Source organism: Veronia pacifica (assembly GCF_001707825.1).
Taxonomy (GTDB): Bacteria; Pseudomonadota; Gammaproteobacteria; order Enterobacterales; family Vibrionaceae; genus Veronia; species Veronia pacifica.
The window spans coordinates 21,939-42,377 of record NZ_LYBM01000022.1 but is presented as its reverse complement, the minus strand read 5'-3'; the positions used below and the strand labels follow the sequence as shown (position 1 = coordinate 42,377).

Annotated in this window: 13 protein-coding genes; 9 read left to right on the top strand and 4 right to left on the bottom strand. The window is 48.9% G+C overall.

Going from position 1 to position 20,439, the window contains the following annotated elements:
* Window positions 1-249: 249 nt before the first annotated feature.
* The 5 genes from gltB (at window position 250) to btuF (ending at window position 8,748) form a co-directional block, all read left to right on the top strand.
* Entirely contained in the window at window positions 250-4,716 is a 4,467-nt protein-coding gene (gene gltB, locus A8L45_RS12695; RefSeq protein ID WP_068902826.1) for a glutamate synthase large subunit, read from the top strand.
* A 10-nt stretch (window positions 4,717-4,726) separates the two neighbouring features.
* Window positions 4,727-6,142 carry an FAD-dependent oxidoreductase gene (locus A8L45_RS12690; protein WP_068902824.1) on the top strand — a complete coding sequence of 472 codons (1,416 nt, stop codon included), beginning with the start codon at window positions 4,727-4,729 and terminating at the stop codon, window positions 6,140-6,142.
* A gap of 127 nt (window positions 6,143-6,269) precedes the next feature.
* Window positions 6,270-6,971 (top strand): 5'-methylthioadenosine/S-adenosylhomocysteine nucleosidase, encoded by a 702-nt coding sequence (mtnN, locus tag A8L45_RS12685; RefSeq protein WP_068902822.1) that lies wholly within the window; start codon window positions 6,270-6,272, stop codon window positions 6,969-6,971.
* Between the two features lie 8 nt (window positions 6,972-6,979).
* On the top strand, window positions 6,980-7,936 hold the full coding sequence (locus A8L45_RS12680) for a cobalamin biosynthesis protein (protein WP_068902821.1): 957 nt from the start codon (window positions 6,980-6,982) through the stop codon (window positions 7,934-7,936).
* Complete coding sequence (gene btuF, locus A8L45_RS12675; protein ID WP_068902819.1) at window positions 7,933-8,748, top strand: vitamin B12 ABC transporter substrate-binding protein BtuF; 816 nt, start codon at window positions 7,933-7,935, stop codon at window positions 8,746-8,748. The genes A8L45_RS12680 and btuF overlap by 4 nt, the downstream gene beginning before the upstream one ends.
* A 64-nt stretch (window positions 8,749-8,812) precedes the next feature.
* Here the strand turns inward: btuF and tyrS are convergent, their stop codons facing one another.
* Complete coding sequence (gene tyrS / locus A8L45_RS12670) at window positions 8,813-10,000, bottom strand: tyrosine--tRNA ligase (RefSeq protein WP_068902817.1); 1,188 nt, start codon at window positions 9,998-10,000, stop codon at window positions 8,813-8,815.
* Between the two features lie 181 nt (window positions 10,001-10,181).
* Here tyrS and A8L45_RS12665 point away from each other — a divergent pair, with 181 nt between their 5' ends.
* On the top strand, window positions 10,182-11,495 hold the full coding sequence (locus A8L45_RS12665) for a peptidoglycan DD-metalloendopeptidase family protein (RefSeq protein ID WP_068902815.1): 1,314 nt from the start codon (window positions 10,182-10,184) through the stop codon (window positions 11,493-11,495).
* A gap of 78 nt (window positions 11,496-11,573) precedes the next feature.
* Here the strand turns inward: A8L45_RS12665 and A8L45_RS12660 are convergent, their stop codons facing one another.
* From A8L45_RS12660 to erpA, 3 genes are all read right to left on the bottom strand, one after another.
* Window positions 11,574-14,801, bottom strand: coding sequence for an efflux RND transporter permease subunit (locus tag A8L45_RS12660; protein WP_068902813.1), 3,228 nt, complete (start codon window positions 14,799-14,801; stop codon window positions 11,574-11,576).
* A 9-nt stretch (window positions 14,802-14,810) separates the two neighbouring features.
* Window positions 14,811-15,905 carry an efflux RND transporter periplasmic adaptor subunit gene (locus A8L45_RS12655; RefSeq protein WP_068902810.1) on the bottom strand — a complete coding sequence of 365 codons (1,095 nt, stop codon included), beginning with the start codon at window positions 15,903-15,905 and terminating at the stop codon, window positions 14,811-14,813.
* Window positions 15,906-15,990: 85 nt separating this feature from the next.
* Window positions 15,991-16,332, bottom strand: coding sequence for an iron-sulfur cluster insertion protein ErpA (gene erpA / locus A8L45_RS12650; protein WP_068902808.1), 342 nt, complete (start codon window positions 16,330-16,332; stop codon window positions 15,991-15,993).
* A gap of 282 nt (window positions 16,333-16,614) precedes the next feature.
* On the opposite strand from erpA, the gene hemL reads away from it, so the two are divergent.
* The 3 genes from hemL to rsmC all read left to right on the top strand — a co-directional run bounded on the left by hemL (window position 16,615) and on the right by rsmC (window position 20,332).
* Window positions 16,615-17,907, top strand: a complete 1,293-nt coding sequence (gene hemL, locus A8L45_RS12645; protein WP_068902806.1) for a glutamate-1-semialdehyde 2,1-aminomutase — start codon at window positions 16,615-16,617, stop codon at window positions 17,905-17,907.
* A gap of 234 nt (window positions 17,908-18,141) precedes the next feature.
* Entirely contained in the window at window positions 18,142-19,224 is a 1,083-nt protein-coding gene (locus tag A8L45_RS12640; protein WP_083228328.1) for an AI-2E family transporter, read from the top strand.
* A gap of 85 nt (window positions 19,225-19,309) precedes the next feature.
* Window positions 19,310-20,332, top strand: a complete 1,023-nt coding sequence (gene rsmC, locus A8L45_RS12635; RefSeq protein WP_068902802.1) for a 16S rRNA (guanine(1207)-N(2))-methyltransferase RsmC — start codon at window positions 19,310-19,312, stop codon at window positions 20,330-20,332.
* Window positions 20,333-20,439 lie beyond the last annotated feature (107 nt).

Genomic DNA, 20,439 nt, shown 5'->3' with positions numbered 1-20,439 from the left:
TCCACGTAACCTCGTTAAAATCGGGCTAAAACCCATCTTTTAATCAAAATAAATCACGACAAAACACTATAAAATAGTCCTAAACTCAACATATATGACTACTACAGAGAAAAGTGTTCCAGATGTGAGAGAAATTTGACCCAACCATAAATTCTAGATAACGTGTTGAACTAGAGAGACTAAAGGCACTATCAAAAAGTGTCGCAAAAATGCAGTAACTGCCATAGGCAGTCGCAAGGGAGAATTGCAATGTCGCTGTACGATCCTAAGCTGGAAAAGGATAACTGTGGGTTTGGCCTTATTGCCCATACCGAAGGTGAAACAAGTCACAAGCTTGTTCGCACCGCCATTACCGCCCTGGACCGAATGACTCACCGTGGTGCAATTAACGCCGACGGTAAGACCGGTGATGGATGTGGCCTTCTGCTTCAGAAGCCAGACGCCTTTTTCCGCATCGTTGCGGAAGAGAATAATTGGGGCCTGAGTAAGCTCTATGCCGTTGGCATGATTTTCCTCAGTGCTGATCCTGTTAAAGCCCAACTTGCCAAAGAGAGTTTCGAGCGGGAAATTCAGGCAGAAACGCTATCTACTGTTGGCTGGAGAACGGTACCTACCAACCCTGATGTGTTGGGAGAGATAGCCAAAAGCTCATTGCCTTCTATCGAGCAGGTTTTCATCAACGCGCCCGCCGGATGGCGAGCCAGAGACCTCGAACGTCGCCTTTATATCGCCCGTCGCAGGGTCGAAAAAGTACTTTCTGACGATTCGGACTTCTATATTGCTAGCCTTTCAACCCGAACAATCGTCTATAAAGGTCTGTGTATGCCAGCAGATCTGCCAAGGTTCTATCTAGACCTCGCAGATCTACGGCTGGAGTCATCGATTTGTTTGTTCCACCAGCGTTTTTCAACGAACACCCAGCCAAGGTGGCCACTGGCCCAGCCTTTCCGCTACCTCGCTCACAACGGTGAGATCAATACCATAGAGGGCAACCGTCAATGGGCGAGAGCCAGAGCATATAAATTCAGCTCTCCTCTGTTACCTGACTTGCGCGAGGCTGCGCCTTTCGTCAACGAAACAGGCTCTGATTCATCCAGTCTTGATAACATGCTGGAAGTCTTCCTGTCAGGCGGTATGGATCTGTTCAGAGCAATGCGGATGCTGGTACCACCTGCATGGCAAAACCACCCGGACATGGATCCAGCTCTTCGTGCATTTTACGACTTTAACTCCATGCATATGGAGCCGTGGGACGGCCCGGCAGGTATCGTAATGTCAGACGGCCGCTACGCTGCCTGTAATCTCGATAGAAATGGCCTGCGCCCTGCCCGTTATGTGGTGACAAAAGACAAACTCATTACTCTGGCGTCTGAAGTGGGTATCTGGGATTACGCACCGGATGAAGTGGCGGAAAAAGGTCGTGTAGGACCGGGAGAGTTATTGGTCATCGATACTTTTGAAGGCGAAATCTGGCACTCAAAAGACATTGATAACGAGTTAAAAAACCGTCATCCCTACGCCGAGTGGCTCGAACAGCATGTCAAGCGACTGGTGCCTTTCGAAGACATGGTAATGGAAGACGCAACTGGCCAGCGCAGCATGGAAGATGATGAACTTCAGGTTTATCAAAAACAGTTTGGTGTCTCTGTAGAAGAAGTCGATCAGGTACTTCGCGTATTGGGCGACATTGGACAAGAAGCAACAGGCTCCATGGGGGACGATACCCCAATGGCAGTCCTGTCGTCGAAAGAGCGTAACATCGCGGACTATTTCCGACAGAAGTTTGCACAGGTCACCAACCCGCCTGTTGATCCGCTTCGTGAAAATCACGTGATGTCGCTGGCTACTTGTATTGGCCGGGAAATGAACGTGTTCAGCGAGACCGACGGTCACGCACAACGTGTTGCGTTCAAGAGTCCGGTCCTGCTGTACTCGGACATGGTTCAGTTACTCGAACTTGATGAAGAGCACTATCGCAATAGTATCCTAGATATCAACTATGACCCTGAAGAAAAAGGGCTAGAAGAAGCCATTGTAGATTTGTGCGACAAAGCTGAGCAGGTTGTGAGAGACGGCACTGTGTTGGTTGTGCTGTCAGACCGAGTGCTGAGCAAAGGCAAACTGCCTATACCGGGCGCGATGGCTGTGGGCGCAGTCCAACAGCGTCTGGTCGATGCAAACCTGCGCTGTGATGCGAATATTGTCATTGAAACCGGTTCAGCGCGTGACCCTCATCAGTTCGCTGTACTTCTTGGTTTTGGTGCCACCGCCGTCTACCCATATCTGGCTTATGAGTCAATCGCCAAGCTGGTCGATACTGCGGTTATTGATAAAGATTATCGCGGTGCGATGCTCAATTTCCGCAACGGTATCAATAAAGGTCTGTTTAAGATCATGTCCAAAATGGGCATTTCAACCATTGCCTCTTATCGCTGTTCACAGCTGTTTGAAGCTATCGGCCTAAACAACAACGTTGTCGACCTTTGCTTCAGAGGCGTCACCAACCGTATTCAGGGTGCCGACTTTGATGATTTCCAACAGGATCTTATCAACTTGTCACGCCGGGCATGGCTGAAGCGCAAGCCACTGGAACACGGCGGCTTGCTAAAATATGTCCATGGCGGTGAATATCACGCCTACAACCCGGACGTCGTGAATAATCTGCAAAGTGCAGTTAAGTCTGGTGAGCAAACTGATTACAAGACCTACGCCGAGTTAGTGAATAAGCGTCCGGTCTCTTCACTGCGTGACTTACTGGCACTAAATCCGGTTGAATCCCCATTGCCGTTGGAAGACGTCGAGCCAGCCAGTGAACTGTTCAAACGTTTTGACTCCGCCGCCATGTCAATTGGTGCATTAAGCCCTGAAGCGCATGAGGCACTGGCAATTGCGATGAACCGCCTTGGAGGTAACTCCAACTCCGGTGAAGGTGGTGAAGATCCACGCAGATTCAATACAGAGCGAAACTCTCGTATCAAGCAAATTGCGTCGGGACGTTTTGGTGTTACGCCACATTACCTGACCAATGCAGATGTTCTGCAGATTAAGGTTGCTCAGGGTGCCAAGCCCGGTGAAGGCGGACAGCTGCCCGGCCACAAAGTCACAGCAGAAATCGCTCGTCTGCGTCACTCGGTACAGGGAGTGACCCTGATTTCTCCACCGCCTCATCACGATATTTATTCAATTGAGGATCTGGCGCAGTTGATCTTCGACCTCAAACAGGTCAACCCAAAAGCTCTGGTGTCGGTAAAACTGGTTTCAGAACCCGGTGTCGGCACAATAGCCGTGGGTGTCGCCAAAGCCTATGCCGATCTCATTACTATTTCCGGCTACGACGGCGGTACAGGTGCCAGCCCGCTGACATCGGTTAAATATGCAGGGAGCCCTTGGGAGCTGGGTCTTGCCGAAACACAGCAAGCACTGGTGAGTAACGGATTGCGTCATAAAATTCGTCTTCAGGTCGATGGTGGTCTTAAAACTGGCCTAGATATCATCAAGGCCACCATTTTGGGAGCTGAAAGCTTCGGTTTTGGTACCGCACCTATGGTGGCACTGGGATGTAAATACCTGCGTATTTGTCACCTGAATAACTGTGCGACTGGCGTTGCTACTCAGGACGATACCCTGCGTAAAGATTACTTCAAAGGGTTGCCAGAGCAGGTAATGAATTTCTTCATCGGTCTCGGTGAGGAAGTCCGGGAGCTGATGGCGCAGCTTGGCGTCGAAAAGCTGACTGACCTGATTGGTCGCACTGATCTTCTAGACGTCATCGATGGCTTCAGTGCCAAGCAATTGAAACTGGATTTATCCGGTATTCTGGTCAGCCCGACGCCTGTTGAGGGCAAAACAGTATATTGGAGTGAGCCTAACGCACCATTTGATAAGGCGCATCTCAACCATACTTTGCTGGAAACGTTTGAGCAGGCGATTGAGAAACGTCAGCCTGCAAAAGCCTTCCTTGATATCCGAAACACCGACCGTTCAGTAGGTGCAAGTATTTCAGGCGCCATCGCTCAACGCTATGGTAATCAGGGTATGGCAGCAAGCCCGCTTGATATTCATTTTCAGGGAACAGCAGGCCAGTCCTTCGGGGTATGGAATGCCGGGGGCGTTAACCTGACGCTTACAGGCGATGCCAACGATTACGTCGGTAAAGGAATGGCGGGCGGTAAAATCATTATTAAGCCACCTGTCGGTTCAGCGTTTGTCTGCCACGAATCTACGATTGTAGGTAATACCTGTCTCTACGGTGCTACCGGAGGCAAACTCTTTGCTGCGGGTACCGCAGGGGAACGCTTTGCAGTGCGTAACTCAGGTGCGCAGGCTGTTGTCGAAGGGGCGGGTGATAACGCCTGTGAATATATGACTGGCGGCATCGTTGCCATTCTCGGTCGCACTGGCGTCAACTTCGGTGCCGGGATGACAGGCGGATTTGCCTACGTACTGGATGAAAGTGGTGACTTTTCTGGTCGTGTCAATCCGGAGTTGGTCGAAGCCATCTCATTAGACAACCTGGCGATTCATCAGGAGCACCTGCGTGGTCTGATTGATGCACACCTTGAACTGACAGGCTCAGTAAGGGCGCAGGAGATTCTGGCTGACTTCGAACAATGGATCAGTAAATTCTATCTGGTGAAACCTAAAGCGGCAGATGTTCGCTCTCTGCTGGGTCACCAAAGCCGCAGCGCAGCGGAATTGCGCGTGCAGGCGCAGTAAGGAGGGACCCGTGAGTCAAAATGTTTATCAGTTTATCGATGTACAGCGCATCGATCCGAGAAAGAAACCGCTCAAAGCCCGTAAAACCGAGTTTATCGAAATTTACGAGCCGTTTACTGCCAAACAGGCATCCGCCCAGTCAGATCGATGTCTGGATTGCGGTAACCCCTATTGCGAGTGGAAATGCCCGGTACATAACTACATTCCCCAGTGGCTGAAACTGGCGAATGAGGGACGTATTCTGGAAGCTGTGGAGCTGTCTCACCAGACAAACAGCCTGCCAGAGGTTTGTGGCCGGGTGTGTCCTCAGGACAGGCTCTGCGAGGGCTCTTGTACCCTGAGTGACGACTTTGGTGCCGTTACCATAGGCAATGTTGAAAAATACATCACAGATAAAGCCTTCGAAATGGGATGGAAACCTGACATGTCCCATGTCGAGTGGACAGACAAGAAGGTGGCGATCATCGGTGCTGGCCCTGCGGGGCTTGCCTGTGCTGATGTACTGGTTCGTAACGGTGTAAAACCTGTCGTCTTCGACCGTTATCCAGAGATTGGCGGCTTGCTGACTTTCGGCATTCCTTCATTCAAGCTCGAAAAAGGGGTAATGGAGAACCGTCACCGGATCTTTGGTGAAATGGGTGTCGAGTTCCGCCTCAGCACAGAAGTCGGGAAAGATGTCACTATGCAGGCACTGCTTGACGACTTTGATGCGGTTTTCCTCGGTGTTGGTACCTATAAATCTATGCGTGCAGGACTGGAGAACGAAGATGCCGAAGGTGTTTTTGACGCCCTGCCGTTTCTGGTTGCCAATACCTACAAGGTCATGGAGCTAACCGACAATGCACCAGATTTTATCGACATGGCCGGTAAAAAAGTGGTGGTGTTGGGTGGTGGTGATACAGCGATGGACTGTGTTCGCACCTCAATCCGTCAGGGAGCCAATCAAGTTACCTGTGCTTACCGTCGTGATGAAGCCAATATGCCGGGTTCCCGCCGTGAGGTAAAAAATGCTCGTGAGGAAGGCGTCAATTTCATGTTTAACCTCCAGCCTGTTGGCCTTGAGGTGAACGCACAGGGTGCTGTCACTGGTGTTACGGTAGTAAAAACTGAACTGGGTGAACCCGATGCAGCGGGTCGTCGTCGTCCACAACCGGTTGAAGGCAGTGAGCACACTCTTGAAGCGGATGCGGTGATCATGGCATTTGGTTTCCAGCCTCACAAAATGGCATGGCTGACACCCTACGGTGTCAACATTGACCAATGGGGACGCATTCAGGCACCTGAACAGGGTAGCTTTGCATTCCAAACCACTAATGACAAAATTTTCGCTGGTGGTGATGCAGTGAGAGGATCTGATTTGGTGGTGACGGCTATCGATGAAGGCCGTAAGGCCGCCGAAGGCATCATGGATTACCTTGAGGTATGATGTGATGTGCTGAGCACTAACAATATATGATGAAACAAGAAAGTGTCCCTCGGGGCACTTTTTTTTCGTCGCGCTTTTCAGCCGTGCTAAACTGAGCGCCGTTATTTTAACCCATGCGAGAGCTGAGATGAAAATTGGTATTATCGGTGCCATGGAGCAGGAAGTTGCCCTGCTCAAAGACAAACTGGAAAACTGCCAGCTACAGGAAGTCGCAGGCTGTAAATTCTATACAGGCCAACTTTACGGAAAAGATATTGTCCTGTTGCAATCCGGTATAGGTAAAGTTGCTGCCGCCGTTGGCACCTCAGTCATGCTTGAGCGTTTCAGCCCTTCTCTGGTGATCAATACAGGTTCAGCTGGTGGCTTCGACCCATCATTAAACCTGGGTGACGTTGTTGTTTCATCCGCTGTGACTTACCACGATGCTGACGTCACCGCGTTCGGATACACAATGGGTCAACTGCCAGGTCAGCCTGTCACTTTTGACTCTGATGGTGAACTGATGGACATCGCTGAAAAAGCAATTGCCGCGATGTCTCCTGCACCACATGCCATTCGTGGTCTGATTTGTACTGGTGACGCATTTATCCATAGTGCTGACCGCAAAACCTACATACGTGAACACTTCCCTGAAGTTATTGCGGTAGAGATGGAAGCTGCAGCAATCGCTCAGACCTGTCATCAATTTGCAGTGCCGTTTGTCGTCGTCCGAGCCATTTCAGATGTCGCCGATAAAGCATCGCCGATGAGCTTTGAAGAGTTCCTGCCACTGGCCGCAAAAAGCTCCAGCGCAATGGTCGACAAAATGATTGAGCTGTTAGCGGACTGAGGACAGCAATGCAGGATTTAGTCAGTGAATTACTCACCTTCCCTTCTCTCCTTGCTATGTGGGCCGGGCTTATTGTTCACTGGCTATATCCCGCAAAAGGGGCTTTTAGCCCCGTCGGCCACTGGCGTAAACTCGCCACAGAAATCGCTATCCGGGTACATCACAGTACTGACAGCAAACAACAACAACGGTTGGCCGGCACCCTTTCAATAGTTTTGCTTTCTGCTACCTCCCTTATCTTTCTGTTAGCACTGCAGCAAGTGGTGTGGAGCGCTTGGTTTCTTGATTTGCTCTTACTCTGGCTGGCACTCGGCTGGCAACCTCTCCACTCGCTGAATGAGCAGGTCAGCGGTGCCCTTGTGCGGGATGATAAACCCTCAGCAAGGGAATTACTGTCATCGGTTATCAATCGGCAAACCAACTCACTGTCTGCCATTGGCCTTGGTAAGGCCGCCAGTGAAACACTGGTTATCGGCTACTGTCGCCAGTTGATTGCGGTGCTTTTCTGGTTTGCTTTACTCGGAGGCCCGGGAGCCCTGACCTATTCGCTGACCATGCAGCTTTCCCGGCTTTGGTCCACAAACCTGCCAAGATTTCGTGAATTTGGCCGACCTGTTAATCAACTCATGGTCTTGCTGGACTGGGTACCCACCCGCCTCTTTGCCCTGCTGATCGCCGCAGGTAAAAATGGCAGTACAACGCTCAAAGCCATTAACAGCCAAGCACCGCTTTGGCGGGATCAGGGAAAGGGCTGGTTGCTTATCGCCACCGCCAGTAAGTTTCAGCTTTCACTGGGTGGACCCGTAGTTTACGGCCAGCAAAAACAGAAAAGACAGAATGTAGGGGGCGATATTGCCCCAACTGCATCCCATCTCACCATTGTGTCCCGTCATTTATGGGTAAGATCTCTGGTGTGGGTTGGGTTGCAGAGTATTGTGATGTTAGTAGGAAGGATCCTTTTATGAAACGCTTTTTGTTGATAACCCTCTTATCACTTCCGACGCTGGCACATGCTGCCTCGTTTAAAGTGATAAGCCTTGCACCACACGCGACTGAGCTTGCCTATGCAGCAGGCCTTGGCGATGCGTTGATTGCTGTTGATGACTACAGTGATTATCCGCCAGAGGTCGATAAGCTGGAGCACGTTGCCAGCTACAGGGGCATCAACCTTGAACGTGTGGTGGCTCTCAAGCCTGACCTGGTGATTGCCTGGAAAGGAGGCAATCCGGACAAAGAGGTCGCGAAACTGGAAAAACTGGGCATCAAGGTCTTTTACTCCAACCCAAAATCGCTTGATGAAACGGCCCAGCAGATTGATGCACTAAGCAAGTTCGCCGCTGATCCGGCAAAAGGTTCCGCTGTGGCTGAACAAGTCCGTAGTGAGCTGGCAGAGATAAGAGCTGAGCAGAAGGGTAAAACAGCCGTGCCATACTTTTACCAACTGGCCTCTGATCCTTTGATGACCAATGGGGGAAACAACTGGCCTGCACCACTGTTCAAAATGTGCGGTGGAGAAAATGTGTTTAAGGACGCCAAAGCAGCGTATCCGATGATTAATAAAGAACAGGTGATTGTGAATAAGCCTGAAGCCATTTTTTACTCCGATAATACCGATCCAAAAGCATTCTGGGAGTCTTGGAAAAGTCACTTGCCAGCAGCACAATCAGACAGCGTGTTTAGCCTGAACCCAGACTGGCTGAACAGAGCAACACCTCGTGCACTCAAAGCCGTCAGACAAATTTGTACAGCTTTAGACAAAGTGCGCGCTACGGCCTGATTTGAATAAAAGAGAAATAAAAAAAGGCGCAAGAGCGCCTTTTTTGTTGTCATCCCAAACTGAATCAGTTGAGGGATACACGGGCAAACTTACGCTTACCAACCTGGTAAACCGATTGACCCGATGCAGGAACAAGCTTGGTGTCTGATACCTTTTCACCGTCTATCTTCACCGCACCCTGACGAATCATTCTCATCGCGTCTGACGTTGAACCAACCAGACCAGCATCTTTAAGCAGGTTAGCAATCGCAACGCCCTGCTCAAATGTGAATTCAGGCATTTCGTCAGGCATTGCGCCTTTTTGGAAGCGGTTAATGAAGTCGGCTTCTGCAGCGTCCGCATCAGCGTCACTGTGGAAGCGGGCAATGATTTCTTTAGCCAGCAGAATCTTCACATCGCGCGGATTTTTTCCGTTCGCGATATCTGTCTTCAACTGCTCCACTTCTTCTAATGGACGGAAAGACAATAGCTCGTAGTAGTTCCACATCAGATCATCAGAGATCGACATGATCTTACCGAACATCTCACCAGGAGCCTCAGTCACCCCGATATAATTGTGGGCGGACTTGGACATTTTCTTCACGCCGTCCAGTCCCACCAGCAGAGGCATGGTGATGATCACCTGTTGCTTCTGACCGTGCTGCTTTTGCAGCTCACGCCCCATCAACAGGTTGAATTTCTGGTCTGTACCACCAAGCTCGACATCAGCTTCCAACGCCACGGAGTCATAGCCCTGCAGCAATGGATAAATGAACTCATGAATGGCAATTGGCTGGTTGGTGCTGTAACGCTTTTTAAAGTCGTCACGCTCGAGCATACGGGCCACGGTTGAGCTCGCCGCAAGGCGAATCATCCCGACGGTTCCCAGCTCATTCAGCCAGTCGGAGTTGAACTCAAAGCGGGTCTTTTCAGGGTCAAGAATTTTAAACGCCTGCTGCTTGTAAGTTTCAGCATTCTTCAGCACTTCCTCACGGGTCAGAGGAGGACGTGTCGCATTTTTACCTGTCGGATCCCCAACAGTCGCCGTAAAGTCACCTACCAGAAAGATCACTTCATGACCGAGTTCCTGGAATGCACGCAGCTTGTTCATTACCACGGTATGGCCCAGATGGATGTCCGGAGCTGTTGGGTCCATGCCCAGTTTGATACGTAATGGACGGTTCTCTTTCAGTTTTGCAATCAATTCCTCTTCAGGAATCAGCTCCTCAACACCGCGCTTTATTTCCGCCAGCGCAGCCTCAATGCTCGACATAGTTAGATGCTCCCAAGAATCGGCAATTTGTGATAAAGCGACATACTACTCGAATAGCAGAGGTTTTTGAAACCAGTTAGACTTATTACTGTCAAAGGAACTGGCTGATGTTGTTAGCGATTCTTCGCGCGATAATATTTTTACCGCCTACTTCATGTTTATTTTTTGATATATTTACTTGATGCATATAAGAAGAAAAGTGGCTATGCCAAGGAAACACCACATACTGATCGCAGGATTGAGCGCAACTCTGGTTCTGTCGTTACTACTACCCGAACAACAGGAACTAAGTCCTTCGCAGACCCTTGAAAAAGGCAAGCTTTACGCAGTTCCCATAGAACATAATTCGTTATTGCCTCCGGAAGGCGCCGAGTTACCTTCCCGCTATGATGATATCAAGTGGAAAAACATTACTGTTGAATCCGGTGACACCTTATCAACCCTTTTTGACCGGGAAAGTATCAGTGCTAATGTTCTTTACAAGCTCATTAACAGCAGTGATGAAGCGAGGGGACTCACCCGCTTACGACCGGGAGACACGATTCGTCTCGGCTTTGATGGCGAAAATGAACTGATTAAACTCGAACAGGCAAAGAACGTCAGTTCAACGTTGGTGATCACCCGAGTCGGTAACCAATATCAGTCGAAAGTCGATACCAAGCCCATCGACACCCAAATGGGTTTTGCCAGTGCCACGATCACGTCAAGTTTCTGGAATGCTGGTATCTCAGGTGGACTGACACCTAATCAAATCATGGAAATTGCCGAGATCTTCGGTTGGGACATCGACTTTGCTCTCGATATTCGCTCCGGCGACCATTTTGAGGTGTTGTTCGAAGAGCAATTTATTGAAGGCGAGCGCATTGGCAGAGGCAACATACTGGCTGCCACTTTTACCAATCAGGGTGATGTCTTTACTGCCATACGTTCTGAGACGGGTGAATATTATGACGCCGACGGCCGGGCGATGCGCAAGGCGTTTTTACGCACACCGGTAAACTTCCGCCGAGTGAGTTCAAACTTTGGTCGCAGGCTTCATCCGGTAACGGGTAAGATGAAAGCACATAATGGTACAGATTATGCTGCGCCTGTGGGTACACCTGTGTGGGCCTCGGGGGACGGCATTGTCCGTAAGTCGAGCTACAACCAGTACAATGGCAACTACGTCATTATTCAGCACAGTAATACATATACCACCAAGTATCTTCACCTCTCTAAACGGCTGGTTAAAAACGGGCAGCGGGTCAAACAGGGGCAGACAATAGGTAAGGTGGGCAGAACAGGACGCGTTACCGGTGCTCACTTACATTATGAGTTTCTGGTCAATGGCCGTCATAAGAACCCTCGCACAGTCAAGTTGCCACAGGCGCGCTCGTTGACGGGTAAAGAGAGAACTAACTTTATTGCGCTTGCAGAAAAACGCTTGGCAACCCTTAGTCAGTTCAGTCAATTACTTGCCTCTATTGGCCCGGTATACAGAGGCAATGATATTTAACCCATAGTCAGATACAAAAAAGCAGCGTATTAACGCTGCTTTTTTTCTTTATATTATTACTGTTTCTGACGGGCGAACCTACACTGTTTCTGATTTAACTTTAGATTCAGATACCGTTGGTGAAGCCTGACTCTCCCCTGACAAGTCCACATTTAGCCTCTCCTCGTCAGGACGAAGCAGCCCTTCTTTCTGGTCTGGCATAAAGCGATCAAACTGTTGTTTGACATTTACCTTCCCGCCGCCAAGCATCAACAGACAAGGCGTCAATATCAGGGTTAACAAAGTGGAGAATGCCAGGCCGCCCGATACCGCCGTCGCCAACTGTGACCACCATTGCGTACTTGGTGCACCGAACTCAACCTTCTGATTGATTAGGTCAATATTCATTTCAAGTACCATAGGCAACAAACCAAGAATAGTCGTTACCGTGGTCAACATGACAGGTCGCAGACGTTGAGCGCCCGTAGACAATATGGCATGTACCTTACTCAGACCGCTTCTGCGCAGCACGTTGTAGGTATCGATCAACACGATATTGTTATTTACCACGATACCAGCAAGGGTGATAACCCCTATGCCAGACATGATGACCCCAAACGGACGCTGGAAAACAAGCAGTCCGAGGAAAACGCCAACCGTTGAGAACAACACTGCACTGAGGATCAGAAATGCCTGATAGAAGCTGTTGAACTGTGTCACCAGAATCATCGCCATTACGGCAAGAGCAACAATAAAGGCATTAGCCAAAAAGACCATGCTCTTTTGCTGTTCTTCATCCTGTCCACGGATCTTGTAGCTCACAGCCTCGGGTAATCCCATCGTCTTAATAGCGTCCTGCAGTTCTGGCAGCGCTGTGCTCAGATTAAAGCCATTAGCCATATCCGCACGAATGTTAAGTACCCTTTCGCCGTCGATACGATTGATGGAACCCTGTTTGAGTTCAGGCATCACTGTTGCAAAGTTAGTGATAGGGACCATACCGTAAGGGGTATTCACCCTTAACTCGTCAAAGCTGCCTATATCGCGATTCTTTTCTGGATAGCGGACTAAAATATCCACTTCTTTGTCAGAATCATCAGGTAGGTAGTCACCAATTTTCAGTCCGTTTGTCACGAATTGTACGGTATTACCTACCAGACTGGCAGAAGCGCCAAAGCGAGCAGCGTCAGCACGATCAATATCTATCGACCAGTCAATACCCGCTTTGTCAGCGGTATCAGACACATTGATAAATGCCGGATTATTTTCAATCCAAAGCTTAACCACTCTGACCGCTTCCTCCAAGTCATCTTTGGACTTGGCGCTGAACTGGATATTAAGGTCATTTTCACTAGGAGGACCTGCATCAGGAGACTTGAATTCAAGCTGAACACCCGCCAAATCGGAAGTCTTTTCCCTCAGTTCTTCAATGATCTCTTTAACTTTCCGGCGGTACTGCCAATCAACAGGCTTCATTTGGATGACACCAATTTGGTCACGCCCCCCTGTCTTGGTGTAGACAGTCTGGATTTCATCCATACCCAGCACCCGCTGTTCCACTTCCTTCATCAGGTTGTGTTTCTCATAAATAGAAAGGTCACCATCTGAACGAACTTTTACGTTGAATACTTCAGGGTCAACATCTGGGAAAAACTCGGTTCCCAAACCAGATTGTTGATAGGCAAACATGGTGCCACCCGCCATTGCAACGGCGAGTAAAAGGATCTTGAATGGATGTTTAATCGCTGATTGAAGTACATTCAGATAAAAGCGGGTGAAGCCAGTGGCCTTACTGAAATCTCCGTTCTCCAGAGCGATTAGCTTGTTTTTCTCTTTCTCAGGCAGCTGTCTCGGCTTACCCAACAAACTACCTAACACTGGTATAAACAGCAGAGCCATAACCAATGATGCAGTCAGAGTCGCTATAAGGGTCAGCGGCAGATACCGCATAAATTCACCGACTGTATCCGGCCAGAATAACATGGGAGCAAACGCCGCCAATGTTGTTGCCGTCGACGCGATGATTGGCCAAGCCATGCGCTTGGCAGCCTCGCGGTAAGCCTGACTGCGATGAACGCCCTCTCGCATCCGGCGATCGGCAAATTCAGTCACAACAATCGCACCGTCAACCAACATGCCGACAGCCATAATAAGTGAGAACAACACCACTATATTGACAGTAAACCCAGACATGGCCAGAACAAGAAGGCCCGTCAGGAATGAACCCGGGATAGAGATACCGACCAATAACGCCGTTCTTGCGCCCAGAATGGCGACAATCACCACTACAACCAGAATAATCGCTGACAAAATATTGTTCTGAAGGTCAGTCAGCATCATTTTCACTGTTTTGGATTCGTCCGTGGTGTACTTCACCAAGAGACTATCTGGCCATTCAGGTGATTTCTGCGCTTCAGCAATCACAGCCTTGACCAGTCCAACAGTTTCAATGATGTTTTCCCCTGCCCGCTTCTTCACGTCCATTACGACTGATGGCTGACCATCAAGGCGGGCAAAACTTTCAGGATCACGGAAAGTACGGCGGATACTCGCAATATCACCGAAGGTTACTACTTCCTTTCCGTTTACTTTGACCGGGAGGTCCAAAACATCTTGTACGGTTTCAAAAACTGAAGGGACTTTAACTGAAAAACGTCCGTTACCGTTGTCGACAAAGCCTGCCGCTATCACTCGGTTATTGTTCGAGATAAGGTTGAAAATATCCTGAAGCACAAGGTTGTAGCTTTCCATCAATAACGGATCGACAACCACTTCAACAACATCGTCCCTGTCGCCTGCGATATCTACCTCAAGAACCTGCTTGAAGCCTTCGAGCTCATCACGCAGTTTCCTCGCAACTGTCACCAGCGTTCGCTCAGGTACCGTGCCATAAAGCGCAACCGAGAGCACAGGCATCTGAGCTGCCAGCGTCACTTCGTTGACTGTCGGCTTATCAGCGCCATCGGGCAATCTTGGGGTGACCTTATCAACTGCTTCACGGACATCTGTCATCGCCTTGTCGAGATTAACACCGACATTGAAATCTAGCGTCACCGAGCCATGACCCTCAGAAGCCGTCGAGGTCATTTCTTTTACGCCCTCGATTGAACGCAGTTCCTGTTCGATTGGCCTAATCAGCAGACGTTCTGAGTCAGCAGGGGAAATTCCCTGAAAATTAGCTGAGACGTAAATGACTGGGATTTTTATATCAGGGTTGGCTTCTTTGGGTATCGACAAATAGGCACCAGCGCCTGCGATAAACAAACAAACAAGCAGCACAACCATGGTGCGGGTTCGCGATAAAGACGCGTCTATCATTCCACGCATAACGCCTCCTTATGGCTGAATCGGGGAATGAACGGCAATCACTTGGTCACCATCGCGGACAAAGCCTTGCCCCTTGGTTATCAGGTCCACTTTCTGTCCCAAACCAGCGAGCCATACACCATCACTTTCAGATTTGACCAAATTAATCGGTACAAATTTCACCCGGTCTCCAACCAGCGTTTTCACGCCAAGGTTACCCTTGCCATCGAGCGCCAGCATTGCTGGGGTTACTTTCACTGCCATGCTTTCTTCAAGCGGCAATTCAACCTCTGTACTCATGCCAGCAGGTAGTGCAAAATCTGGATTGGATAATTCAAATTCTACATCAAAAGTATTTGTTTGCGCGGAAGACACACTTGATTGGTAACGGAGAGTTGCGTCGCGAATCTCGTCATTGAGTAGGCGAACTTTTGTCTGTGTACCGGTTTTGACTTGTTCGATATGACGTTCACTGACGTTGGCTTTAATCAGAAGTGGATCGAGGTCAACCAATGATGCGACTGGATCACCGGAGCGAGCATAATCACCAAGCTCAACATCAATTTTATCGACGACACCATCGAAAGGCGCGCGGATTTCGGTACGTGCAAGAGCGAGTCGAAGGTTTTCAACCGTCGCTTTGGCATCTGTCAGGTTAGCCTGTGCACGGGAAAACGAGACTTCACCCTGCAGGCCTTTCTTTTTCAACGATTTCGCAGCGTTAAATTCTTTCTGCCTTACGTTAAGTAGCGACTGGGCACGCTGGAGCTGTATTGGGCGGTCTGTTTTGTCGAGAGTGACAATAAGATCGCCTTTGCTTACCCTCATACCTTTTTTCACGTTGACCGCAATTACCTTCGCTGACACCTCGGTGCGCAACGATAATTGCCGATTTGGCATAGTTTTACCGTACAAGGAGATACTGCGGACGATGGGTTTAGATATAAAGGTGTCGTAGCTGACTCGTGCCAGAGGAACATCTGACTGTTTTTGTGCATCTGGGGAAGTGGGAGACTGCTGTCCATTTGCGACCCAAGCGACGAGAAGTGCAAGGGTAGCGACTGAGATGATCCAAGGACGGCGTGAAAAAATATGTGTAAAAAATGAGGGGCCTTCTTTCGGCATTGTTCTCTAATCCTCTGAGTTGAATGCGAAGACTACGTTTCATTGATGCGGATAGATTCTATTATCCGCATCAAAATCTCATCTTTTATACACTGAACGAGGCACCACAGCCACAAGTTGTCGTAGCGTTGGGATTATTTACAAAAAAACGTGATCCTTCTAACCCTTCTGTGTAATCTACAATACCGCCAATTAAATATTGCAAACTCATAGGATCGACAACGAGAGTCACGCCGCTTTTTTCTATTGTGGTATCGCCCTCATTGACACTTTCATCGAAAGTGAAGCCATATTGAAAGCCGCTGCAACCACCACCGGTGATATACACACGCAATTTCAGATTCGGGTTCTCTTCTTCAGAAATCAGCGTTTTTACCTTGTTCGCCGCTACTTCGGAAAACTGCAACGGCAAATTGGTATCACTCATTGTTACCTCACAAATTAAACGCGTTTATCTCACTATTATCTCTTACCGACTGCTATCGTTCAAGCATTAGCCAAACGATACCTCATCGCGAAACTTCTCTCATTTATTACGCAACGAGTGACTCCAGCCGCGTAGCAACAATAACACAAAACGTTTTCAAGCCATTTTTGCCGCTTCTTTTTCACCTTCGGGGAGAGATAATATTAGACTCGCCAGTAAGTCCTTATTTTCGGTACAATGCGGCCAGTGTATAAAACAGAACATTAAGCTCAGGAACCTACCATGACCAAATCCGCTGAGTTATTCCAGCAAGCCAAAAGAACCATTCCCGGCGGTGTAAACTCGCCAGTCCGCGCTTTCGCAGGTGTAGGCGGAGACCCTATCTTTGTAGAGCGCGCCGACGGTGCATACATTTACGATGCCGACGGCAAAGCATATATTGATTTTATTGGTTCATGGGGTCCCATGATTCTCGGGCATAACCACCCGGCTATCAGAGACGCAGTAGTGTCAGCAGCCCAGAATGGTTTGAGTTTTGGTGCACCGACAGCACGCGAGATCACCCTTGCAGAACTGGTCAGCGAAATAGTTCCTTCGATGGAAATGGTTCGCATGGTGAATTCAGGCACTGAGGCAACCATGAGCGCGATCCGTCTCGCCCGCGGCTTTACCGGACGAGACAAATTCATCAAGTTTGAAGGCAATTATCATGGCCACGCGGATTGTCTGTTGGTTAAAGCAGGCTCTGGTGCCCTTACCCTTGGCGAACCGACATCACCGGGTGTTCCCGCTGATTTTGCCAAGCACACCCTAACCTGTACCTTCAACGACCTGACGTCTGTACGAGAAATGTTTGATGCTTACCCAGAGGATATTTCCTGCATTATTGTCGAGCCAGTAGCCGGTAATATGAACTGTATACCGCCTCAGCCCGGCTTCCTCGAAGGACTGCGTGAGCTGTGTGACCAATTCGGCGCACTGTTGATTTTTGATGAGGTAATGACTGGATTCCGCGTGGCACTGGGCGGTGCTCAGGCACACTACGGGGTTAAACCCGACCTCACTACTCTGGGTAAGGTAATTGGTGGCGGGATGCCAGTTGGAGCCTTTGGCGGCCGTCGTGAAGTAATGGAATACATTGCTCCAACCGGACCTGTTTATCAGGCAGGTACCTTATCAGGAAACCCAATTGCAATGGCGGCAGGCACCACAGCGCTGTCCATTTTAAGGGCTGAAGGAAACGAACAACACCTTGCCGAAATCACTAAACGCCTTGCCCTGGGCTTTAAAGAGGCCGCAGACCGACATGGTGTACCTCTTGCAATTAATCAGGTAGGTGGCATGTTTGGCTTCTTCTTCACTGATAAAGAGCAAGTGACCAGTTTTGCTGATGTGCAGCAATGTAGCATCGATAAATTCAAACGCTTTTTCCACCTGATGTTAGAAAGAGGGGTTTACCTCGCACCTTCAGCCTTTGAAGCGAGCTTTACGTCACTGGCACATGGCGATAAGGAAATTGAGGCGACACTGGCAGCAGCAGATCAGGCGTTTCATATTCTTTCGACCGAGCAATAAATATAAAAAAACGCGCATCGCGCCGTTTTTTTACTGCCAGAACCAGGCAACCATTATAAGTACAACCACTGCCAGACATGTCACCATCCCGGGACGATATTTTTTCTCTGACTTGCACTTTCCTTCACAACATCCCATTAAATATGCTCTTTTTCCTGTAAAGTCTGATGCGTATCATACATTGATACACTCGCTTTTCACCAGATTTACAGACAAACCTGAGGAATGGATATCGTGGACTCACCAATAAAAATAGAAGTTCGCCATTGGACGTTAATTGCAGCTTTATTGGTTGCCTTTTATGCCTGTTATACGCTTATTGAGCCTTATGTGGGCTCTATTGTGTTGGCGTTTATCGTTTCCTTGCTCTGCGCACCGCTTCATGGCTGGATACAGAAGAAAATACCGAATAGAGCGAACACGGCTGCTGCATTATCTTGTACCTTACTGACGTTCATCATCATTATTCCTCTGGCGTTTGTCTTCGCAGCCATCCTCAATCAGAGCCTGCGATTTTTCACTGACAGTTACGCATGGTTTTCCTCTGGTGGAGCAAAAGTCATTCTGGATTCACCACAAGTTACTTACGTCATTGATCTGGTCAACACCTTACCCATAGACCCTATTTCTGCGCAGGAAATAGCGCAGAATGCAGCCAGCACCCTGTCAAAATTCAGTGGGCAGATGCTCGGCCTCAGCTCTAAGTTTGTTGGTGACATCACGGGTGTATTCATTAACTTTTTGTTGATGCTTTTTGTCCTGTTTTTCTTGCTCCGCGACCATGAAAAGATTATTCAGACCCTCAGGCACGTGATCCCTCTCTCGCGCAGTCAGGAAGATACCTTGCTAGATGAAGTTGAAAAAGTAGCAAAATCAGCCGTACTGGGTTCATTTCTCACCGCACTTGCTCAGGGAATATTGGGTGGATTTGCTATGTGGCTGGCAGGCTTTCCAGGGCTGTTCTGGGGTACCATGATGGCATTCGCCTCATTTATCCCCGTCGTTGGTACCACACTGATATGGCTTCCATCAGCAATTTATCTATTCCTCATCGGTGACTGGCAGTGGGCATTGTTTCTCGTGATTTGGGGTGCAGTGGTAGTAGGCTCAGTTGATAATCTACTGAGACCTCTGCTGATGCAGGGCAACTCTGGTATGAATACCCTGCTCATCTTCTTCTCGCTGCTCGGTGGCCTTCATGCATTTGGACTGATGGGCCTGATATACGGACCAATAGTTTTCAGCGTCACACTCGTCTTATTCCATATGTACGAGATTGAGTTCCATCAGTTTCTGGATAAACAGGATAACTCGTGATCTGATCAAGGCTGAATGGACGCATGTTCCCACAGACAGGGCTTTGTGGGACAATGCGCGCCGGATTTTTTGAACAGAGGCAAACATGTCCTACAGCACTCCCAGCCAGGTTGTGGCTCGTCAACTAGACTATTTCGAAGGTAAGCACGTTCTGCTGGCAGGCGAACTGGAAGATACGTTCGCAACAGAACTCTGTGATACCGCAGCCAGTGTATCTGTCTTCACCACTAACCTCGCGTTTGCTAACAAAATGGCAAGCTACTCGGCGGTTAATACTTACTTTGGCGCAGAATATCCCGAAAACAAAAACATAGATTTGGTGTTACTTTACTGGCCAAAAGCAAAAGCTGAAGCAGAGTATCTACTGGCAATGCTCATGGACAGGTGTGCCAGCCACTGTGAAATCTGTGTTGTGGGAGAAAACCGTAGCGGTGTAAAAAGCATTGAAAAGATGTTCGCACCTTACGGCAAAGTTACCAAGTTTGACAGTGCTCGTCGCTGCAGTTTTTATTGGGGACAATGCCAGCAAGTACCCAATCCCTTCTCCAAGCAGGATTGGTTTAAAAGTTACCCATTATCACTGGGAGAAACCTCTCTCACTATCCGTGCCTTACCCGGTGTTTTTAGCCAAAATGAACTGGATGTGGGTAGCCGCTTACTTTTGGATAACTTGCCAAAAATTAAAGGTAAAGTGTTAGACTTTGGCTGTGGGGCTGGTGTAATAGGCGCCGTCATAAAGAGCCGCTTCGCTGACGCAGATATCCACATGGTTGATGTCAGTGCACTGGCAGTAGCATCCGCAGAAGAAACTCTGAGATTTAACGAAATTGACGGAACCGTTTCTGCATCGGATGTCTACAGCTCCGTCAGCGATTCGTTTGACTTCATCGTGAGTAATCCCCCCTTCCATGCCGGGCTGAAAACTTACTATGCTGCCACAGAGACCTTCATCAAGGATGCGCCCAGTTATCTCACTACCAAAGGTCAAATTACGATAGTCGCCAACAGCTTCCTTCGCTATCCGCCGCTCATTGAGGCTGCACTGGGAGAGTGTAACGTCACAGCCAAAACATCTAAATTTGCGATTTATCAGGCTCAAAAAATGTAGTCACTACCGGGTTGCTACTCAGTAGCAGCCCGTTAAATCCGTCAATTTTGCCAACTTACCCGCGTTAACAACGACAATTCCTTGCCAATTATCCTTCATCAGTCAAA

What these genes read in the sequence shown, in the direction of transcription:
- mtnN (WP_068902822.1), top strand. Translation starts at nt 6,270, where the DNA reads ATGAAAATTGGTATTATCGGTGCCATGGAGCAGGAAGTTGCCCTGCTC.
- tyrS (WP_068902817.1), bottom strand. Translation starts at nt 10,000, where the DNA reads ATGTCGAGCATTGAGGCTGCGCTGGCGGAAATAAAGCGCGGTGTTGAG.
- gltB (WP_068902826.1), top strand. Translation starts at nt 250, where the DNA reads ATGTCGCTGTACGATCCTAAGCTGGAAAAGGATAACTGTGGGTTTGGC.
- erpA (WP_068902808.1), bottom strand. Translation starts at nt 16,332, where the DNA reads ATGAGTGATACCAATTTGCCGTTGCAGTTTTCCGAAGTAGCGGCGAAC.
- A8L45_RS12660 (WP_068902813.1), bottom strand. Translation starts at nt 14,801, where the DNA reads ATGCGTGGAATGATAGACGCGTCTTTATCGCGAACCCGCACCATGGTT.
- btuF (WP_068902819.1), top strand. Translation starts at nt 7,933, where the DNA reads ATGAAACGCTTTTTGTTGATAACCCTCTTATCACTTCCGACGCTGGCA.
- rsmC (WP_068902802.1), top strand. Translation starts at nt 19,310, where the DNA reads ATGTCCTACAGCACTCCCAGCCAGGTTGTGGCTCGTCAACTAGACTAT.
- A8L45_RS12680 (WP_068902821.1), top strand. Translation starts at nt 6,980, where the DNA reads ATGCAGGATTTAGTCAGTGAATTACTCACCTTCCCTTCTCTCCTTGCT.
- A8L45_RS12665 (WP_068902815.1), top strand. Translation starts at nt 10,182, where the DNA reads ATGCATATAAGAAGAAAAGTGGCTATGCCAAGGAAACACCACATACTG.
- A8L45_RS12655 (WP_068902810.1), bottom strand. Translation starts at nt 15,905, where the DNA reads ATGCCGAAAGAAGGCCCCTCATTTTTTACACATATTTTTTCACGCCGT.
- hemL (WP_068902806.1), top strand. Translation starts at nt 16,615, where the DNA reads ATGACCAAATCCGCTGAGTTATTCCAGCAAGCCAAAAGAACCATTCCC.